Source organism: Shewanella eurypsychrophilus (assembly GCF_007004545.3).
In the GTDB taxonomy this organism is placed as follows: Bacteria; Pseudomonadota; Gammaproteobacteria; order Enterobacterales; family Shewanellaceae; genus Shewanella; species Shewanella eurypsychrophilus.
Map to the genome: position 1 here is coordinate 3,434,278 of NZ_CP045503.2, position 19,081 is coordinate 3,453,358.

General features: G+C 43.9%; 15 protein-coding genes and 1 pseudogene. 7 read left to right on the plus strand and 9 right to left on the minus strand.

Annotated elements, in window-relative coordinates:
• Positions 1-284: 284 nt before the first annotated feature.
• Positions 285-1,262, minus strand: coding sequence for a transposase (locus tag FM038_RS14580; protein ID WP_142874108.1), 978 nt, complete (start codon positions 1,260-1,262; stop codon positions 285-287).
• A gap of 82 nt (positions 1,263-1,344) precedes the next feature.
• Between FM038_RS14580 and FM038_RS14585 the strand changes: the two are divergent.
• A pseudogene (locus FM038_RS14585) lies at positions 1,345-1,557 on the plus strand (transposase); the annotation flags it as partial.
• Positions 1,558-1,837: 280 nt separating this feature from the next.
• Here the strand turns inward: FM038_RS14585 and FM038_RS14590 are convergent.
• Positions 1,838-2,806, minus strand: a complete 969-nt coding sequence (locus FM038_RS14590) for a dihydrodipicolinate synthase family protein (protein WP_142874783.1) — start codon at positions 2,804-2,806, stop codon at positions 1,838-1,840.
• Between the two features lie 487 nt (positions 2,807-3,293).
• On the opposite strand from FM038_RS14590, the gene FM038_RS14595 reads away from it, so the two are divergent.
• Entirely contained in the window at positions 3,294-3,359 is a 66-nt protein-coding gene (locus FM038_RS14595) for a hypothetical protein (RefSeq protein ID WP_272877528.1), read from the plus strand.
• A gap of 322 nt (positions 3,360-3,681) precedes the next feature.
• On the opposite strand, the gene FM038_RS14600 is transcribed toward FM038_RS14595, so the two are convergent.
• Together FM038_RS14600 and FM038_RS14605 are read right to left on the minus strand one after the other, a co-directional pair.
• On the minus strand, positions 3,682-4,962 hold the full coding sequence (locus FM038_RS14600) for an NAD(P)/FAD-dependent oxidoreductase (protein ID WP_142874109.1): 1,281 nt from the start codon (positions 4,960-4,962) through the stop codon (positions 3,682-3,684).
• 90 nt (positions 4,963-5,052) lie between these two features.
• Positions 5,053-6,093: a proline racemase family protein gene (locus tag FM038_RS14605; RefSeq protein ID WP_142874110.1), complete on the minus strand. Its 1,041-nt coding sequence runs from the start codon at positions 6,091-6,093 to the stop codon at positions 5,053-5,055.
• A gap of 202 nt (positions 6,094-6,295) precedes the next feature.
• Between FM038_RS14605 and FM038_RS14610 the strand changes: the two genes are divergently transcribed.
• From FM038_RS14610 to FM038_RS14630, 5 genes are all read left to right on the plus strand, one after another.
• On the plus strand, positions 6,296-7,210 hold the full coding sequence (locus tag FM038_RS14610) for a dihydrodipicolinate synthase family protein (protein ID WP_142874111.1): 915 nt from the start codon (positions 6,296-6,298) through the stop codon (positions 7,208-7,210).
• A gap of 99 nt (positions 7,211-7,309) precedes the next feature.
• Positions 7,310-8,311: a 4-hydroxyproline epimerase gene (locus tag FM038_RS14615; protein ID WP_142874112.1), complete on the plus strand. Its 1,002-nt coding sequence runs from the start codon at positions 7,310-7,312 to the stop codon at positions 8,309-8,311.
• A gap of 63 nt (positions 8,312-8,374) precedes the next feature.
• Positions 8,375-9,940: an aldehyde dehydrogenase (NADP(+)) gene (locus tag FM038_RS14620; protein ID WP_142874113.1), complete on the plus strand. Its 1,566-nt coding sequence runs from the start codon at positions 8,375-8,377 to the stop codon at positions 9,938-9,940.
• 118 nt (positions 9,941-10,058) lie between these two features.
• On the plus strand, positions 10,059-10,730 hold the full coding sequence (locus FM038_RS14625) for a GntR family transcriptional regulator (RefSeq protein WP_142874114.1): 672 nt from the start codon (positions 10,059-10,061) through the stop codon (positions 10,728-10,730).
• A gap of 99 nt (positions 10,731-10,829) precedes the next feature.
• Positions 10,830-11,894, plus strand: a complete 1,065-nt coding sequence (locus FM038_RS14630) for a ketoacyl-ACP synthase III (RefSeq protein WP_142874115.1) — start codon at positions 10,830-10,832, stop codon at positions 11,892-11,894.
• Between the two features lie 203 nt (positions 11,895-12,097).
• Here FM038_RS14630 and FM038_RS14635 read toward each other — a convergent pair whose 3' ends face one another.
• From FM038_RS14635 to FM038_RS14655, 5 genes are all read right to left on the minus strand, one after another.
• Positions 12,098-12,277 carry a hypothetical protein gene (locus tag FM038_RS14635; RefSeq protein ID WP_142874116.1) on the minus strand — a complete coding sequence of 60 codons (180 nt, stop codon included), beginning with the start codon at positions 12,275-12,277 and terminating at the stop codon, positions 12,098-12,100.
• Between the two features lie 440 nt (positions 12,278-12,717).
• Positions 12,718-14,748, minus strand: coding sequence for a PhoX family protein (locus FM038_RS14640; RefSeq protein WP_142874117.1), 2,031 nt, complete (start codon positions 14,746-14,748; stop codon positions 12,718-12,720).
• Positions 14,749-15,010: 262 nt separating this feature from the next.
• Entirely contained in the window at positions 15,011-16,411 is a 1,401-nt protein-coding gene (gene pntB, locus FM038_RS14645; protein ID WP_142874118.1) for a Re/Si-specific NAD(P)(+) transhydrogenase subunit beta, read from the minus strand.
• A 14-nt stretch (positions 16,412-16,425) separates the two neighbouring features.
• Positions 16,426-17,970, minus strand: a complete 1,545-nt coding sequence (locus FM038_RS14650; protein ID WP_142874119.1) for a Re/Si-specific NAD(P)(+) transhydrogenase subunit alpha — start codon at positions 17,968-17,970, stop codon at positions 16,426-16,428.
• Between the two features lie 459 nt (positions 17,971-18,429).
• Positions 18,430-19,008 carry a lecithin retinol acyltransferase family protein gene (locus tag FM038_RS14655; RefSeq protein ID WP_142874120.1) on the minus strand — a complete coding sequence of 193 codons (579 nt, stop codon included), beginning with the start codon at positions 19,006-19,008 and terminating at the stop codon, positions 18,430-18,432.
• Positions 19,009-19,081: the final 73 nt, after the last annotated feature.

Consider the following 19,081-nt stretch of genomic DNA (forward strand, 5'->3'; position numbering starts at 1 on the left):
TGTGACAGAACGGTCTTGAATGCAAACAACTCCGTAACGCGACGGCCTCTCAGTTAACAAGCAGAGTAACTAGAGCCACCCATCTTAAATCAATAAAATACAAGGTCTGGTAAGCAAGTCGACGGTATTCTGCTTGTTTACATAAGGTAATCAAGTCAAGTGAACGAACGTTCTTAGACACAAATAACCAAAAATAGCAGTGTTTAGGTCAAAATGATAAAATCTAGGCGCGACTTTTTGACTCTGTGCTTATGAGCCAAATTTGTATAAGAAATGATAAACTCTTAGTCGGTTTGAAAGTACTGGCAGTTTTGAGAAAAATGTCGTCGACGTTTATCTAAATGCTCACTATAACTTGTCAGCTCTTGCAGTGTCCCTACTGGACCGTGAAATAACTGACCAAATTCAGAGGTGAGTTTTATCCAGGTTTCACTGGAAATATTTAACCTCGTCAGTACCTTTTCTGCATCAACAGAGATGGTACCACGCTTGTCAGCCCGAATGACTCTACCCGTCTCATCAATCAGTTGCAGATAATCTTTGACACTGAACATTAATCCTTTAGGTATATCCTGACGCTCATTACCGACAAAAGGCAGTAAAGCACAAGGCTGCTCTCCTTTAATTGCAGATTTAATTCTAAGCTGAATACTTGTGTGATCTGATTGCTCTGGTGTATCCACCATTTTTGCCCTGATAGGATTCAGGTCGACATAGGCCATACAGGCAAGTACTGCAGCCTCATCCAATAAAGCCTGACTTTTAAAGCGCCCCTCCCAGAAACGACCAGTACAGTTATCCTCTTTATTGGCCATTCGACCTATGGGCTCATTCAACGCTCTCATAAACCAGGATATGTCGCTCAGCCTACTTCGAAACAGCGCAATTGAATGCTTAAGTCCATTAACTTCAAAGCCTTCGATTACCTCACCCTTGGCAAATTTCTGTGTGACCTCTGTTCCCTTGAATATCTGATGCCAATGTTCAACGACCTCTTTATCAGTCCAACGATTGGACTCATAAATATCGACACTAAGAACAAGATGCAGATGATTAGACATTACTGCGTAAGCCGCAATATCGATAGCAAACACACCACCTAATTTGAGCAACAGAGACTCAACCCAGCCACGCCTATGATCGTAATTTTTCCCAGTGAATTTATCATCCCCGAGGAGCATGGCTCGTCTAGATACACGCGAGCAACAATGATACCAAGGCGTGTCTTCAATGCTGACTTGAGTTCTTCTTGGACGGGGCATAGCAACCTCCTACTTAAGCTCATAATTAAAGCTTAGTAAGAGGCATGAAAAGATACCATTTAATGTGGGTGGCACTATTTAGCACCATCAAGGCGGCATTGTTGCTGCCAAAATAACTCCAGCGAATGTACATGACACTAAACCAGTAAAAGATATGGTCGTTGAATCATTGGATAGGCTCTATCCTGACAAGGGGTATATTGGAAAAGCGTTAGCTGGCGACCTACTATACGTGGAGTGACTATCGTTAATAATGTCCGTAAAAAACATGAAAAAAAAGGCTTTATCGTTATGGGGTTAATTAATAACATAAGTCGATCACCGGATAACATTTCAGTGAGAAGTGATCGAAATCAGTGTTACTGAGTGATGGACCGTTAGGTTTATTTAATGCAGAGAATTGACAGTTTTGAAGCTATAAAATTATTTTGTAGACAAGAATGGTTAACCAAAGCGTTGATTAGTGCTCACTTATTAAGGCTGGCTCTGTTTATTTCCGAAGACGGACACAAAAAGCTCCGCAAAAACGGAGCCTTCTCTATTTGAACACTTAAGTTTCTAAATACTTGCAAGGATTAGTCTAATAAATCCAGAGCTTCAAGTCTTTCTTTAGCTAGAATATATCTTGCACGAACATCATCAATTTGCTGTTGAGTTAACTTCTTACCCAAGGTACGAAGTCCTCCATCAGCATCATTATGATGAATTCCCATAGCAAACTTAAGATATTCCATAAGCAGCGGCTGAGCATCAAGGTATGATATGGAGTTCATAGCCTGAGAAATTTTGTTTGCCTCAGCCCATTCGCCTTTTAAAACATGCTCCTGCATAGTAACGCTAGCTTTTGGGAAGATAGTACCTACACCTGTAATTCCACCGCATGCTCCAGCAAGTCCTGCATGTACAGTTACAGTGTCAACGCCTGCCAAGATTTTTAAATCTTTATTCTCTAACATCAGCGTTTCAATAGTTGAAACGTCTGTAGTCGATATTTTAAGAGCCGTTACTTCAGGTAGATCAGCAAGTCTTCTAAGAAGCTCTGTTGAAATTGCATGATATCCGGCTGCATCAGGGTTGTTATAAGGCATAATTGTTACGCTGGCCTCTTTTGCAGCTGTTGCAGCAAGCGCATAGTACGCATACATCTCTTCATCAGAAGGAACCGCCTGAGTTTTTGGCGGCATGACCATGACGGTATCCACTCCAACCCTTGCCAGTCCTTCAATGATTTTGGCAAGCTCTTCCTTAGTTTCTGCTGCAGCTCCACTGATCAACGGGACATTGAATTCTTTAGCAACCTCAGAAAGGGATTTAAGTAAAGAAAGGCGCTGTTCTGTGCTCAGGTAGCTATTCTCACCTAGAGTACCAGAAGCGACAAGTCCGCCCATTCTGCTTCCGCCCTTTCCCTGAGCTTTTAAAACAGTTGAGGCCTGTTTTTGTGTTGCATCAAAGTCAATTTCAAGGACACCGGATTCTGACTCTTTTAGCCATGTGAACACGGCCGGCATAACGGTATATCGCCAATCTGTACTATTTGTTTCCATCATATTACCTTTTGTATAAAAATCATCTCGCCAAACTTATTGTATAAAATATACCAAAATAACGATATAAGTTCAATTACCTTCGGCAAAGCCGGTGGCTTATTGAGTAATTATCTATGCCATCCACAATAAAGCTACTATCGCCCCCCCTTGTTAGCACTCCGGTTATGTAATCCTGACAGACTGATTTCTTTATAAACAGGAAGCTATCACGCTATCTTTATTGCGGCGTGCTTCTTGGCTAAAAACATCATTAGTGCAACCGAAAATCAAGTGAGCTTCGAGTATTAAAATAGCCAAACCAAAGCCACTGAAATACATACATTACCTACTGTTGAATTTCTATGACTGGTACTGCGACATGTCTGCCGAAAGGCTTACGACGAGTGAGAGGTTCTTAATATTATTCATGAATCTTCATTTAGAAAGCAGCTCAGAAAAGCAGTAAATAAGTAGTCAAGTCCCCAAACAGGTCAAAGCACACACTTTGAGGCATTCATTTGCAACTCAATTGTTACAACATGGCTCAGATATTAGGACTGTGCAAATGTGACTCGGTCACACAGTTTCTTAAAACCAAAGAGCTATATACCTATATTAATGGAAGTCGCTTTAGCCCTGTAAGTCCAATGGATAAGTAACATCGGTCTACGATTAACGTCAACAGGGACGTGTTCGCCGCGTCTCGAAGAACCTTCTCAAAACAAGCGTGCACATTCCTCACCGGACAGGCGTTAGATAACCATGAAGGTGTGACTTTTAAACACGCTTCAAAGTGTCAACGATGCCACAACCTCAAAAGAAAATGTAATCAACCTTCATTCGAAGGCGATCTTGAAAAACACCTGACTTCTCGAGGCTAGATTTACGGAAACCTAGCTAAACCGATCAATTCGATAATCACTGAGATCTATTTCAGTCTGCTTGCCTGACATCTCTTGGCTGACTAACTTGGCCGTAATGCCTGACCAGGTCAGCCCTAAGTGTTGATGACCAAACGAAAAGAAAACATTCTTTTGCTTATTACTGCGTCCAAGAACCGGAAGGCTATCAGGCATAGAGGGTCTAAATCCCATCCAACGCTCACCATCAGTCACTTTAGCATCGGCAAAGAGTTCAGGCAGCAAGGCTTTGCCATGAGGAAACAAGCAATCTGCTCGAGCCTCGACTAAGGGCGCTTTTAATCCTCCAAACTCAACGGTGCCCGCGAGGCGAGTACCATCAAGCATAGGCGTGATAATAAATTTGCGATTATAGGAAGCTACCGGCCGTGACAGACTGCTTTTTTGCGGCATCATCAAATGGTAGCCACGCTCAGTTTCAAGTGGCACATTATGGCCTAGGTGCTTTGCAAATGGTTTTGACCAGGCTCCTGAGGCTATCAATACTTTATCAGAGACAATTTTTTCACCAGAAGCCAACTGCATAGCAACGATGGCTTCATCCACTATTGATTTGTCGATAGACAACAGCTCATCGGTTAGTATCTCTCCACCTAACGCAACAAATTTATCAGCAAACGCCTGGCACAGTTTATAAGGGTCTGTGGTATGACCGACATGAGTAAAATACAAAGCATGACTAATGCTGTCACTTAAACTAGGCTCTAATTGCCTCACTTCACCGCCTGACAGTAATCTTACTTTTACGCCAGCATTTGAGTAGTGATTACACTCTTTAGTGACTTCTTCAATGGAAGTGCCTTCAAATACCAGCAAACTACCATTAAGTGTCATTAATTCAGAGCAATCACAAAACTCAGTCAGTTCTATCAGCGCCTCAATCGAACTTTGGTTTAATCGTTTAATCGCCTGAGAATTATGCGCCCTTCTGCCTGGGAGCATATTGATGAGAAATCGCATGAACCAAGGTACTGCTTTAAAAAAATAACTTGGTTGAATACGAAATGGTCCAAGTGGATCCAGCAACATGCCAGGTAATTTAGCTAACATTGCCGGATCGGCTAAAGGAAAAACCTGCTCGGTGGCAAAATGACCAGCATTGCCTTTTGATGCACCGGCGCCGACCCCTTCTTTATCAATAATCCGAACTTTATGCCCGGCTCGAAGCAATTCAACACCTGTTGCTAGACCAACTATCCCAGCTCCTACAACAGTCACAGTGCCGTTAGTTGAACTTGCTGTGTTCTGACTCATAATGTCTCTCTTTTACCATGTTCGGTTATCTGAATGTCTATCTATTCATCACGAGTAATAGCGATGAATCATGACTAATGGCTGTGACAATTAGCGCAACATAAAGCCATTTTGAAACACATCATCGGGATCGATGACGAACTGATGACGCCCAGTGATATATGAGCGACCAGACACTTGCGGGATCACTGCATCTTTACCAAAAAAGCTGTTTTCTTTGGTGGCACTGACAATCATTCTGCCATCGACAATGCTTTCAATCATCAAGGCTTGCTCAAGTTCTACTTCACCTTTGGCATACAAGAGTGCAACACGGCCAGCCACGCCGGTTCCGGTTGGCGATCTATCCACTTCACCATCGGCAAAAATGCACACATGACGTGAATGGGCTTCAGGGTTGGTTACCTTCTTTGAGGTAAATATGGTGCCATAAAGAAAACTCAGATCTTCTTCGATAGGATGTACTAGCGGATGTGATGCCATCACAGCGAGCTTAATACGTCGGCCCATATCGATTAGTTGAGCCACGTTTTCTTGACCACATGAAATGTCATGGGCATCTGCATCCACATAGGCATAATATGCACCACCAAAGCCAATATCATATTTAATTTCGCCAAAACCTTCGACTAACACACTGCAGTCTAATGATTCGGCCCATGAATCAACATTTAGGAAACTGGCGTGGATCTTTCCTTGACTATCTCGACTCGCTTTAGCCGTTATCAGTCCTGCAGGCGCATCGATTTTTATCACTCGCTCGTCAGTTTCCAAAGTGATAGCACCGGTTTGGCAGGCCACTTTAACTAAAGCCAAAATACCATGACCACACATGCTGCTATAACCTTCATTATGTAAAAACAGTACGCCAAAGTCGGCACCTTCAGTCACTGGCTTAGTTAGCAGAGCGCCATACATATCAGCATGTCCCCTTGGCTCATGCATCAATAGAGTACGATACCTGTCTAGATGCTGAGTTACATATTGACGCATCTCTAAGATGGTCTCCCCTTTTATTTCAGGATAACCTGAAGTAATAATCCTCAGAGGCTCCCCCTCTGTGTGAGCGTCAATTGTTACGAATCGTTGACAGTTTTCTACAAATTCGGCAGGGAGATCGTTGAGGTGCATGGCTTACTCCTTTCTTATATTTTGTATGCAATATATAGTATTTGACGACAACAAAGATAATAAAGATCCCACGGGGCTTTTATTTCCTCGGAAATTGTATACAATATACTATAAGTTTTCGGAACAAGACAAGTTTAGATGCGTTTTTCCGGTTGTGTACATCTTTTATATAAAGCAAAACTAGCGCATAGAGGTCTTAGACATGAAAGTAAATTGGCAAGGTGTTTTCCCAGCAATCTCAACTCAATTCAATGATGATGGTTCAATCAACTATGAATCTAACGCGCTTATGCTCGAAGATCTCATTAGAGATGGTATCGACGGTATCATCGCTTTAGGCACTATTGGTGAGAATGCTTCCCTGAGTCCACAGGAAAAGCGTGAGTTTATTAAGCACACAGTAGAAACCGTCAAAGGACGTATATTGGTTCTGACTGGTTGTACTGAAAACACTGCAGAATTGGCATCTACTTATGCTCAAGATGTTGAGAAATTAGGTGTAGATGGCTTAATGCTACTACCCGCTATGGTTTATCGCGGTACTGACCGTGAGGTTGTTGCTCATTACCAGACTGTTGCTCGCTCAACAAAGCTGCCAATCATGATCTACAACAACCCTGTCAGTTATGGTGTTGACATCAATTTAGAGATGACAGCTATTCTTGCAGAAGAGAAGAATATCGTTGCCATCAAAGAGTCTACCACTGACACACGCCGTCTGACTGAATTACAAAGCAAGTTTGGTGATCGCTTTAACATCCTTTGTGGTGTTGATGATATCGCCCTTGAAAGTCTTTTATTGGGTGCAACGGGTTGGATTTCAGGACTGACTAACGTATTCCCACGCGAATCTGTCACCCTATTTAAGCTAGCACGTGCTGGTCGTATTGAAGAAGCTCGCGAGATCTACCGCTGGTTTATGCCTTTATTACGCCTAGATACGATTCCAACGCTGGTTCAGTGCATCAAGTTTGCCGAGCAAATTGCTGGCCGTGGTAGCGAAAATGTACGTATGCCACGTATGACATTGATTGGTGACGAACGTGCTTATGTTGAAAAAGTCATTAAAGAAGCAATGGATACTCGCATCGTTCTAGATAAGTACAACCTGGATTAATATCGATAAACGCGAGCCACTAAGCTTGACTAGACTCAAGCTTAGTGACTTTATATCGATATGTGTGACGTAAATTGCAGGAAACGGAGTAAAGTAGAGATGTTAAAAGGCACATTCTTTTGCGTCGATGCTCATACATGCGGCAACCCAGTTCGTTTGGTCACCAGTGGCCATCCTGATCTTAAAGGTCGTACTATGAGTGAGAAGCGCCAGCACTTTCTCAAGGAATTTGATTGGCTCCGGAAAGGGTTAATGTTCGAACCTAGAGGCCACGATATGATGTCGGGGGCTTTTTTGTATCCCCCCTGTAGCGACAATGCCGACGCGTCGATCTTATTTATCGAAACCAGTGGCTGCCTACCTATGTGCGGACACGGCACAATAGGCACCATCACTGCGGCCATTGAGTCAGGCCTATTAGCCGCTAAAGAACCAGGAAAGTTGACCATAGATGTACCTGCTGGTCAGATCAATATCGAATATCAACAAACCGGTGAAAAAGTTGACTGGGTGAAGATCTATAACGTGCCTGCTTACCTCGCCCATCAGGATGTCGTTCTGGATATTCCGGAGTTAGGTCCACTTAAAATCGATGTTTCCTATGGCGGCAATTATTATGTCATCGTCGAACCACAAGCCAACTTTCCGGGCTTAAGAAAGTGGACCGCCGCCGACATTCTTCGCTGGAGCCCAATCGTCCGTCAAATTGCCCATGAACAATTAACCTGTATACACCCAGATGATCCTACAGTATCAGGTATCTCTCATGTGTTATGGACTGGCGACACCATTAGTGAAGGCTCTGATGGTGCCAATGCCGTTTTCTATGGTGACAAAGCCATAGACCGCTCCCCTTGCGGAACAGGCACAAGTGCACGCTTAGCTCAGCTCTACGCCAAAGGTCAATTAGATGTTGGCGATACATACACCCACGAAAGCATCATAGGTAGCCAGTTTGTTGGCCGTATTGAGTCATCCACTTTCGTTGGAGACTATCGCGGGATCATGCCGAGCATTCAGGGCTGGGCCAGAATTACAGGTCAAAACTCAATAACCATAGACGACAGTGATCCGTATGCTTTCGGCTTTCAAGTGACTTAACACCAAGATAATCATTATTCTTCCTAGCAATAAATCTAGGAAACTGAATTAGCAGGGATAAATATGACAGACGCAGTGAAATCAAGAATTAGTGGCCAACACTTTATTAACGGAACTTGGACTGGTGATGCAAACGCATTCAACAGCTTTGATCCACTGTCAAATAGTCAACTCGATTGGTCGTTTGCCAGTGCAAGCCCAAGCGATATAGATAGTGCAGCAAACGCGGCCCGAGCAGCGTTTATTCAATACAGAGCCACAAGCCCAATCCAAAGAGCCGAGTTTTTAGAAGCTATCGCCAATGAGTTACAAACCGATATAGAAGCGATCACGACCGCCGCCAATCGTGAATCTGGCCTGCCGATGGCGCGCGTACAAGGTGAAACAGGCAGAACCTGCAATCAACTTAGATTATTTGCCAGCACATTACGTGAGCCACTCGACGCTAAGTTTGTCGATTTAGCCAACCCTGAACGTGCGCCATTACCGAAAGCTGACACTCGCTTGAGCGTATTACCTATCGGCCCTGTTGCCGTGTTTGGTGCATCGAACTTTCCGTTAGCATTTTCAACCGCCGGTGGCGACACAGCATCTGCACTCGCTGCAGGTTGTCCAGTGATAGTCAAAGGTCACCCTGCACACCCGGCCACCAGTGAGTTAGTGACTCGCGCAATTGAGAAAGCCATTATTGCTTGTGATATGCCAGCAGGCGTTTTCAGCTTAGTTCAAGGCACTGCGCCACAAGTGTCTACCGACCTTGTCAAACACAGTGCAATAAAAGCCGTCGGCTTTACCGGCTCACTAAAAGTGGGTCGACTATTAGCCGACTTATGTGCTGCACGACCTGAGCCCATTCCTTTCTTTGGTGAGTTGGGATCAACCAACCCGCAATTTTTACTTAGCAATATCTTATCTGATAACGCTGAACAACTTGCCAACACTCAGGTGCAGTCAATGATGATGGGACACGGTCAGTTTTGTACCAGCCCTGGTGTCGCTATTGCAGTCAAAGGCCCTGCACTAAACCGTTATATCGCCACTATGGCTGAAAGCATCGCCATGCTCCCAGCTGCTTCGATGCTGACGCCTGGTATTGCTGCAACTTACCAAGCGCAAGTCGATGCCCTACTCAAGAATTCAGCTGTCGAGCTCATCGCGCAGGGGCAATCTGCTGACGCCAATCATTTAACTAGGCCTACTGCAGTGCGCGTCAGTGCTGATGACTATCTCATTACACCTGAACTACAACAGGAGATTTTTGGGCCATGTGCGGTGATTGTTGAGTGTGATGATAGCGCTCAGATGCTTAACATCGCGGCTGAATTAGAGGGGCAACTCACGGCGACTATTCATGGCCAAGATGCAGAACTTGCACAGAACCAACCTCTCATCGAAGCGGTTGCCTTCAATGTTGGGCGCATTATCTTCAATCAGATGCCTACTGGTGTCGAAGTTTGTCACTCGATGAATCATGGCGGACCATATCCAGCCAGCACAGACTGTCGTACAACCTCGGTTGGTAGCCAAGCAATGAAACGCTTTGAGCGTCCAATTTGTTACCAAAACATGCCTGAATCTTTGCTTCCAAATGAATTAAAAAGCAGTTCAGCTAAACTGATCCACTTTTAATCATTAAAAGAAACGTGAAAATAAATAAAGGGAAACACAGTTTCCCTTTATTTTAAGCCGCTTTAACGGTAATCTTAGACGGATAAAATAGAATAACGAATAGATAAAAACGAGAACTATGAGCCGATCAACACCGATTATCCATAAAACGCGTACTCAAGTTGTTGTTGAGGTGCTTAGGGAAAAAATTCTTTCTGGTGATATCGCTGCCGGTGAGCCCCTTCGTCAAAGTGCGTTAGCAGATGAATTAAATGTTAGCCGTATTCCAGTTCGTGAAGCATTGTTGCAACTTGAAGCTGAAGGTCTCGTTAAATTTGAAGCCCATAAAGGTGCAACAGCTACCGAACTTTCAGTTGATCAAGTCACTGAGATATTTGAGCTAAGAGCCTTAATTGAAGCAGATCTCCTCACTAAAGCTATTCCAAATTTACAAGATGAACACCTGCTTCAAGCTGAAAAAGTACTCGATGAGTTAGAGTCTGCATTCAAACGAGAAGACGCTGTAGGTACCTGGAGTGAGCTTAATACCAAATTCCATACTTGTTTATATCAGGCAGCCGAACGTCCGCATACATTAGAAGTCGTCCATGGACTCAATACCAATTGCGATCGTTACATTCGTTTGCAACTGCTGCTCGCTGGCGGAATACCGCGTGCAGAGCAAGACCACAGAGATCTACTCACCTATTGTAGAAACAAAGAGACTGATAAAGCTATTGAGCTTTTACGCGCGCATATTTTACATGCCGCCGATGCAATACGTAAACTTGTTGCACAACAAGTGGCATAAGCCAGTGTTGTTAAGCTTAAGAAGCGCTAAGCTTAGTTAATAACGTTCAATGAGGCAGAGCTCACACAAGTTCTGCCTTTTTATTTTGAGAGAGTGCACATGCAGTACGCCACTATTACTGGTTGGGGAAAATGCGTTCCACCAGCCACACTAACAAATCATGACCTATCCACATTTATCGAAACATCTGATGAATGGATTAAATCTCGAACAGGTATTAGTCAACGTCATATCAGTCATGTTAATACTTCAGAGCTAGCATCTGTTGCAGCACAGCGCGCGCTTGATGCTGCAGGCATAGACGGCAGCGAGCTGGATATGATTATCCTAGCAACGGCAAGCCCTGATACCTTGATCCCAAACATTGCATCTACTGTTCAGGCTAATGTTGGTGCAAGCTGTGCAGCATTTGATATCAATGCTGCCTGTAGTGGTTTCTTATATGGTTTAGGCTTAGGTAGTTCACAAATTAAAAGCGGTCAATGTAAAAAAGTGTTAGTCATAGGCGCTGAGCGCTTATCTTTTTACTTAGATTGGTCTCGCCGTGAAACTGCTGTTCTATTTGGTGATGGCGCTGGCGCAGTTGTCCTTGAAGCAACAGATGAGCCGATTGGTATACTGGGCTATGAGCTAAATAATGATCCCGCTGGACGTGATATTCTTAAGGCCGGGTTCGGTACCGCTATGGATAGATTTAGCGCAGCTTCATTAGACTTCTATATCGAGTTTAATGGCCAAGAGATCTTCAAGCGTGCTATCGCTGGTATGGGAAAACTCAGTACCAAGGTACTTGAGAAATGTGAAACATCTAAAGATGATATCGATTGGGTTATTCCTCATCAGGCCAACGAGCGTATTATCGATACCCTCATCAACCGCATGAAGATCCCGAAAGAGAAAGCCATCATAAACATAGCTAACTATGGTAATACCTCTGCAGCTACCATACCCATTGCTATCTGCGATGCGTTAGAGCAAGGCAAGATCAAGCCTGGTCAGAAGATTCTATCTTGTGCCTTTGGTGCTGGACTCACCTCAGCAGCGGCATTAATTAAATGGGGTGACAGAGTCACGCCAATTAAAGAAAGTAAGGCTGAACTGCCGCCTTGTGATAAGACCGGCATCGAGCTAGTCAGTAAAGCAGTGAAGCATTTTTGCGGCTAACTTTTAGTTAGCTCTCACATAAGCTTCAACGAAAAAAACCAGCCTAGGCTGGTTTTTTTGTACGCTGTCCCCTCCCTGGAGGTCAGAGAGAGGGCGATCAGCCGACACCTAGCTCCTAGTTTCCTAGCTCCTAGTTTCCTAGTTTCCTAGCACCTAGCACCTAGCTCCTAGCTCCTGAATCTAATACCTAATGAAAAGAATGCCTAGTTATAGCCACGCACATAATTCCAGGTCACATCGTCACTCATATTGGCTTCTATACTGTACGTTTCATACTCTTTCTTACTCGAACTGGCCAATGAGAATTCGCCAAAGCCCTCTATCTGATCATTAAGGTGGTTATTCTGATCATTTCTTAAAAGCACTTTTTTAAAATTATTCATAACACTTCCTTATTAATACGCATATTTTCACTACAAGGTCAGCTTAAGGAAGATTTAGCGCTCCGATCTTATACCAATAGATATTGGTTTCTAAATAATTCCAACTGATAAATCATTAAACAGTAAACCCATGCAAGCTTAAATATCAAACTTTCAAACTTAAGTTATAAGTTAACCAAACTTAAGTAGGATGCCTTAGTCGTAAGCTTACTGATACTACAAACAATACATGATTGTATAAAATATTCAAGACGCTTTTTTATTAATCATTACACAAATTAATGACCAAAAATAGCTAACAAAGTTTGAGCAGAAGTGGGAGATGTAGGAGGCTGGTATTTTAGTTAAATACCAAGCGAAATAAATAGACGCAGCAAATCTGCTGCGCCTTATCGAATATTAACTCTCAATAGTCGACACTCGATAGTCAACAACCAAAGTTAAACGCCGATTTCTCCGCCGTCATCTTTACGAATGATCACAGTAGCCGAGCGAGGACGCACCGTCTCTCCTTCTGGTGTCTCATCGGTTGCAAGCATACTATATGGCCAATTCCCTGGGTGCTGTACATTCAAGAAACAGTTCTTCTGATCAGGCGTAAATGTAAGCCCTGTTATCTCACAGCCATTTGGACCAACAAAGAAACGTCGCAGTTCATTTTGATTGTCGACATGAATGGTATCGGCTTCGCCACTGGCATCAACTAGCTTGGTTGGAATAACTGCTAGCATCTGATCATTGGTTTTATCTTTAACCTCCATTGCACCACTATTATCAGTTTGTACCCAGAGAATACCGCGGGCATCGAAGGCTAACCCATCTGGACAGGCAAACTCATTCGATGTGGTTAAGCCAGATAAATTGACGTCATCAGCGCCATCTGAAGGTGCGCCAAACACGAATATATCCCAGCTAAACTCATTACTATCTTCGCTATCATTCCAACGTATGATGTGACCAAACTTGTTATTAACCCTAGGGTTAGCAACATTAGTCTCATCACGCTTGGTATTGTTAGTCAGTGTTAGATAAACAGTGCCGCTGATGGGATCAACCGTTGTCCACTCGGGGCGATCCATAGGTGTCGCTCCCACGAGATCTGCCGCGCCTGCGGTATTGAGGATTATCTCAGCCAGCGAGCCGAAATGATCACCAAGATTACCGCCAGTTTGGGTTTCCCCCTCTAATGTGAGTGGTAGCCAATGGCCGATGCCATCTTCACTGAATCGCGCCACATATAAGGTCCCTTTATCCATATACTTAGCGCCGACAGTGAGCCTGTCAGTGCGGTCCGCGTCATTTGGGTCCCACAATGCATCAGAGACAAATTTATAGATATATTCAAAACGTGCGTCATGGCCTGAGTAAAACGCAATAGGCTTACCCTCTTCTACTTTGCCATAAGCACAACCTTCATGACGAAAACGTCCCAATGCAGTACGCTTTACAGCAACAGATTGAGGATCATGCGGGTCTATCTCTACGATATATCCAAAGCCGTTAGCCTCGTTTCTGTAATCTTCTAACGGGCCTTTCCCCATAGGGGTGATATTGAAACGGGAAAACTCACTGCCTTGCTCAGTTTCATCACCGGCAAGGTCTTCCCAGCCATATCGGCCACCACTGGTTGAAATCCCAATTCTCTTTTGCTGCTCAGATAGCTCGCCTGTATTAACAAAATAGCCTGGCCAGTTCTCTTCACAGGTCAAATAAGTCCCCCAAGGAGTAAAGCCATTACCACAGTTATTAGATGTTCCTCGAGTGCTCTCACCTGTTGGTGAGAAAGGCGTTACCAGTTCGCTATGTCCAGATAACGGTCCGCCAATCATCATTTCAGTTGCTGCGGTAAATCGACGGTTATAGCCATCATTTTTAATCACTTGCCAACTGCCATCAATAAGCTTAACTCGAACAACACTGATACCGTGAGCATTGATCTCTTTCCTGATCTCTTCGGCGCTATTTCTTAAGCCTGAAGTAGGATCGGAACTCGCTCCACTAGGATGCAGCGCTTCTTGCTGAATATACTCATGGTTAATACACAGCAAGCCATCTGTTGATGAATCATTTAATGAATAAAAGTACATACCATCATGATTCTGACCTACTGAGTTCGCTTGATCTAACGCTGTATTGCTACCATCACTTTGCCACTCCTGCGCCATATCATTAATCGGTGTGCCCCAAGGCGCCAGCACTTGAGCTGAATAACCTTGCGCGACCACAACACTGTCTTTCTTGGCACAAGCAATGGAGTCAAAGCCCAGTTTTAACTCTGGGATTGGATCGGGTTTGGATGAGCTACTGCTAAAACAACCAGTCAGACCCACCCCACTAAAGAGTGAGAATCCAGCGGCGCCGAGTCCTGTTTTCAGCATACTTCTTCTAGAAATATGCTTTTCTAATACATCAGAAAAGGCTGCGTTATTGCTTTTGTTATACACAGTTCCATCGTGGGTTGCTTTACTCATAATATCCTCAGTACGACTAATTGCTGACACTTTATGAGCTGAACTCTAATAAGAAAAGGTGACAGTAACATGACGGAAACAAAACAGATTTATGACGTTAAGCCCTTTAGTAGAAGTACTGACAGGCTGACAATATAGATTTGAAACCTATGGTTAATTTTCTATAGAATTGGTTTAAGTAAATTTTATTGAAAAAAATGCCAGTCATATTTGACTGGCATTGGGCTTTATAACAAAGCGATTAATACATCCGCATAAAGCGTTAGATACTGGCTAATATCTTAGATACTGACGCCTTAGCATCACCAAACAACATCTCAGTATTTTCCTTGAAGAAAAGTGGATTCTGCACACCTGCATATCCAGTAGCCATAGAACGTTTAAATACCACTACATTCTCAGCATTCCATACTTCAAGAACAGGCATACCTGTAATAGGGCTGCCTGGCTCCTTCGCCGCCGGATTGACCGTATCATTTGCACCGATAACCAGAACAACATCGGTTGTTGCGAAATCATCATTGATCTCATCCATTTCCATCACGATATCATATGGCAGTTTTGCTTCTGCTAATAATACGTTCATGTGACCAGGCAGACGACCTGCAACCGGGTGAATAGCAAAACGCACCTTGATACCACGATCTCGCAGTTTCTGAGTGATTTCAGCAACTGGATATTGAGCCTGAGCGACTGCCATGCCATAACCTGGTGCGATAATAACGCTACGTGCATTTTTCAGCATTTCAGCCACATCTTCGGCTTGCGTCTCACGATGCTCACCTTGCTCGCCATCACCGATAATCACAGTGCCACCTTCGGCGCCAAAACCACCTAAGATCACTGAGATGAACGAACGATTCATCGCTTTACACATGATGTAAGACAGAATCGCACCTGAGCTACCAACGAGTGCACCAGTAATAATCAATAGATCATTACCTAACATGAAGCCCGCTGCAGCTGCCGCCCAACCTGAATAGGAGTTCAGCATAGAAACCACGACTGGCATATCTGCGCCACCGATGGCCGATACTAGGTTATAACCAAATAAGAACGAGATGGCAGCCATGATAACTAATGCGGTAATCGCATCAGTCTGCATGTAGTAAATACCCAGAGCCACAGACACAACAAGCATGGCAAGATTGAGCCAATGAGCACCTGGCAGCGCTTTAGGTGAGCTGCTGACTAAACCACGAAGTTTAGCAAACGCCACTAAAGAACCGGTAAAGGTTACACCACCAATGAAGATACCTAAGAACACTTCAACATCATGAATTGTCTTAGCAACTGGATCTATTTGACCTGTGATGGCATCCATTAATACGCCATGATCTAGCGTACTTGAAAAGCCCACTAATACCGCAGCCATACCCACAAAGCTGTGTAAAATAGCCACAAGTTCAGGCATTTCAGTCATTTCAACTTTCAATGCCAAGCGAACACCAATAGCGGCACCGATCGCCATTGCACCAGTGATTATCCAACTATTGCCATCTATTTGAGTACTGGCAAGTGTTGCAACGATTGCAACCACCATACCGATAATACCCAAAACATTACCGCGCTGTGCGGTCTCCTGCTTACTTAAGCCTGCGAGACTAAAGATAAACAGGACTGCAGCGACTAAATACGCTGCACTTAATAATCCTATAGACATGTTTAACGCTTCCCTTAGTCTTTACGGAACATTTTCAGCATACGCTGAGTGACGGTGAAACCACCGGCAATGTTAATCGAGGCAATCAATATCGCGATGCCCGATAAAATCAGCACTGCAGTATTGTCGCTGTTCATCTGTACTAGCGCCCCGACGACAATAATGCCACTAATGGCGTTAGTTACACTCATCAATGGTGTATGCAGCGAATGACTGACATTCCATACAACGTAATAACCCACAACACAGGAGAGCACAAATATGCTGAAATGCTGTAAGAAATCAGCGGGTGCTGAATTAGCGATTAGACCAAACAGACCTGCTGCAACAACCGCAACCGCAGGTTTAATCCATGGGTTTTTAGGCTTAGCTTCAACCACTTCTACAGCGGCTTCTTCTTTAGCTTTGGGTTGAGCGCTGACTTGGATCACTGGTGGCGGGAAGGTAATTTCACCCTCTTTAACCGCTGTGACACCACGGATCACTTCATCATCGAAGTTAATCTCATAATTGCCATCCTTCTCGGGGACCATTAACTTAACTAAATTAACTAAGTTGGTACCATAGAGTTGGCTCGCCTGAGTCGGTAAACGACGCGAAAGCTCGGTATAGCCGATAATGGTCACGCCATTAACCACAGTCACTTCGCCGGGTACTGTCAATTCACAGTTACCGCCGTTTGCAGCTGCTAAATCGACAATCACGCTGCCCGGCTTCATTAAGCCAACCATATCTTCTAGGATAAGCTTAGGTGCAGGTTTCCCTGGGATCAGTGCTGTCGTAATAATAATATCGACTTCTTTAGCCTGCTCACGGAACAAGGCCATTTCTGCATCGATAAATGCCTTACTCATGACCTTAGCGTAACCGTCGCCAGAACCAGATTCCTCTTCAAAATCCAACTCTAGGAACTCTGCGCCCATAGAGTTAATTTGCTCTTTCACTTCAGGGCGAGTATCAAAGGCACGTACGATCGCACCTAAGCTGCCCGCGGTGCCTAAGGCTGACAGTCCGGCAACACCAGCACCAATAATCAATACTTTCGCAGGCGGTACTTTACCGGCTGCTGTAATTTGTCCGGTAAAGAAGCGTCCAAAATGATTGGCTGCTTCAATGACTGCACGATAACCATCAACGTTAGCTAGCGAGCTACGGGCGTCGAGAGATTGTGCACGTGAAATCCGTGGCACCATATCCATAGCAAGCAGGTTAATGCCTTTGACTTTGAATTTTTCAAGCAACTCAGGGTTCTGAGCTGGCCACACAAAGCTTGCGACTGTGGCGCCAGCTTTTAAGAGATCGGTTTCATCAACCCCGGTATCGCTGTTGATACTCGGTGCATTGACCTTGAGTATGAGGTCTGCTTGAAAAGCATCTTCTAGGCTAACAATGTCTGCACCTGCTTGTTGGTACGCTTCATCTCTAAAATTAGCCGCTTCTCCAGCACCGCTTTGTACTAGCACACTGAAGCCTAATTTCTTAAGCTGAACCACAGTGGCTGGTGTCGCGGCTACCCGGCTCTCCTGCTCGAGGATCTCCCTTGGTATTCCGATTTGCATAGTGTTTTCCTGGTGTAGGTAGTGATGTTTTCTAATGCTGATGTTTAAGATATAAACCAGTCAGTCAATAGCGAATATTTTTAGTTCGTTTAGGTCTAACAAAACAACGCATAGGGTCAAATGCTGCCCTTTGAGGCTCAGAAGACATACTTAGGCATGTTGATAATGTTCACAAAACCAATCAACAATACCAAGATATTTGGGTTATGGGTCAATAATTTTTAAGAAATGGGGCTAAGGTCAATTTAATTATCGAGAATTTTAGATGGTGCGGGGCTGTCAATCTCGTTCTGATATTACTTATTTACATTAGTTATCAAATTCATCCACATAGAAAGCAGAGATCAACGTGAATTTGTCTCTAATAAGTGAGTATTCCATCCATACTGACTAGAGTTTTCACTCTATTGTTCTGAATTTTGAACAATGTAGTGACTCAAGAATACAATAAAGCTGACTTTAAAGATTAAACCAAGCCTCATCCCAATAGATACTCTGCTCAAAATAGCTAGACAATTTTTTATTAAGATCGTTAAAGCTGGGAAGTGATTCCTCTGTGCCACTGAGACATGACCAGACAAACCGATGACAATTATTATCGAACAGATCATATTCACGATAAGTGAAGATAGCCTTTTCTGCCCGCTGCAATATTTCGCCATCAATCAGTGGTTGATGAGTATGGTTACAAGCCACAAAAATTTTGCTGCCAGTCCGTCCCGCCAAGAAACGTCTTGTCGAAACTGCACGAATGAGTCCATTACCATGAAGCTCTATCAAGGTATTGTCATCGAGCCAGATCCCAGTATGTTCAATAACCCCATATACAAAGCAGCATATAATTGCCCCGGGCTTAGGTTTTACCTGTTTGTGCCCTGCTTGCCAAAGGCTTGGGTGCAAACCTATTGTCTTATCTTTCATACTGGAGGGATTGATCCCGCTTAGACGCTTTCCCTCTAACTGATGACGCTTCTCACGTTCATTAGCCAATAACGCTGCACCCAATGCACTGCCCAGTAATATGAGAGGTAAAGCCATAAAATGTCTCTTGAATTAAAAGCTTATTGATCAGAGTAGTCAGTTTCGCCTGATATGTTAATGTGAACTTTGT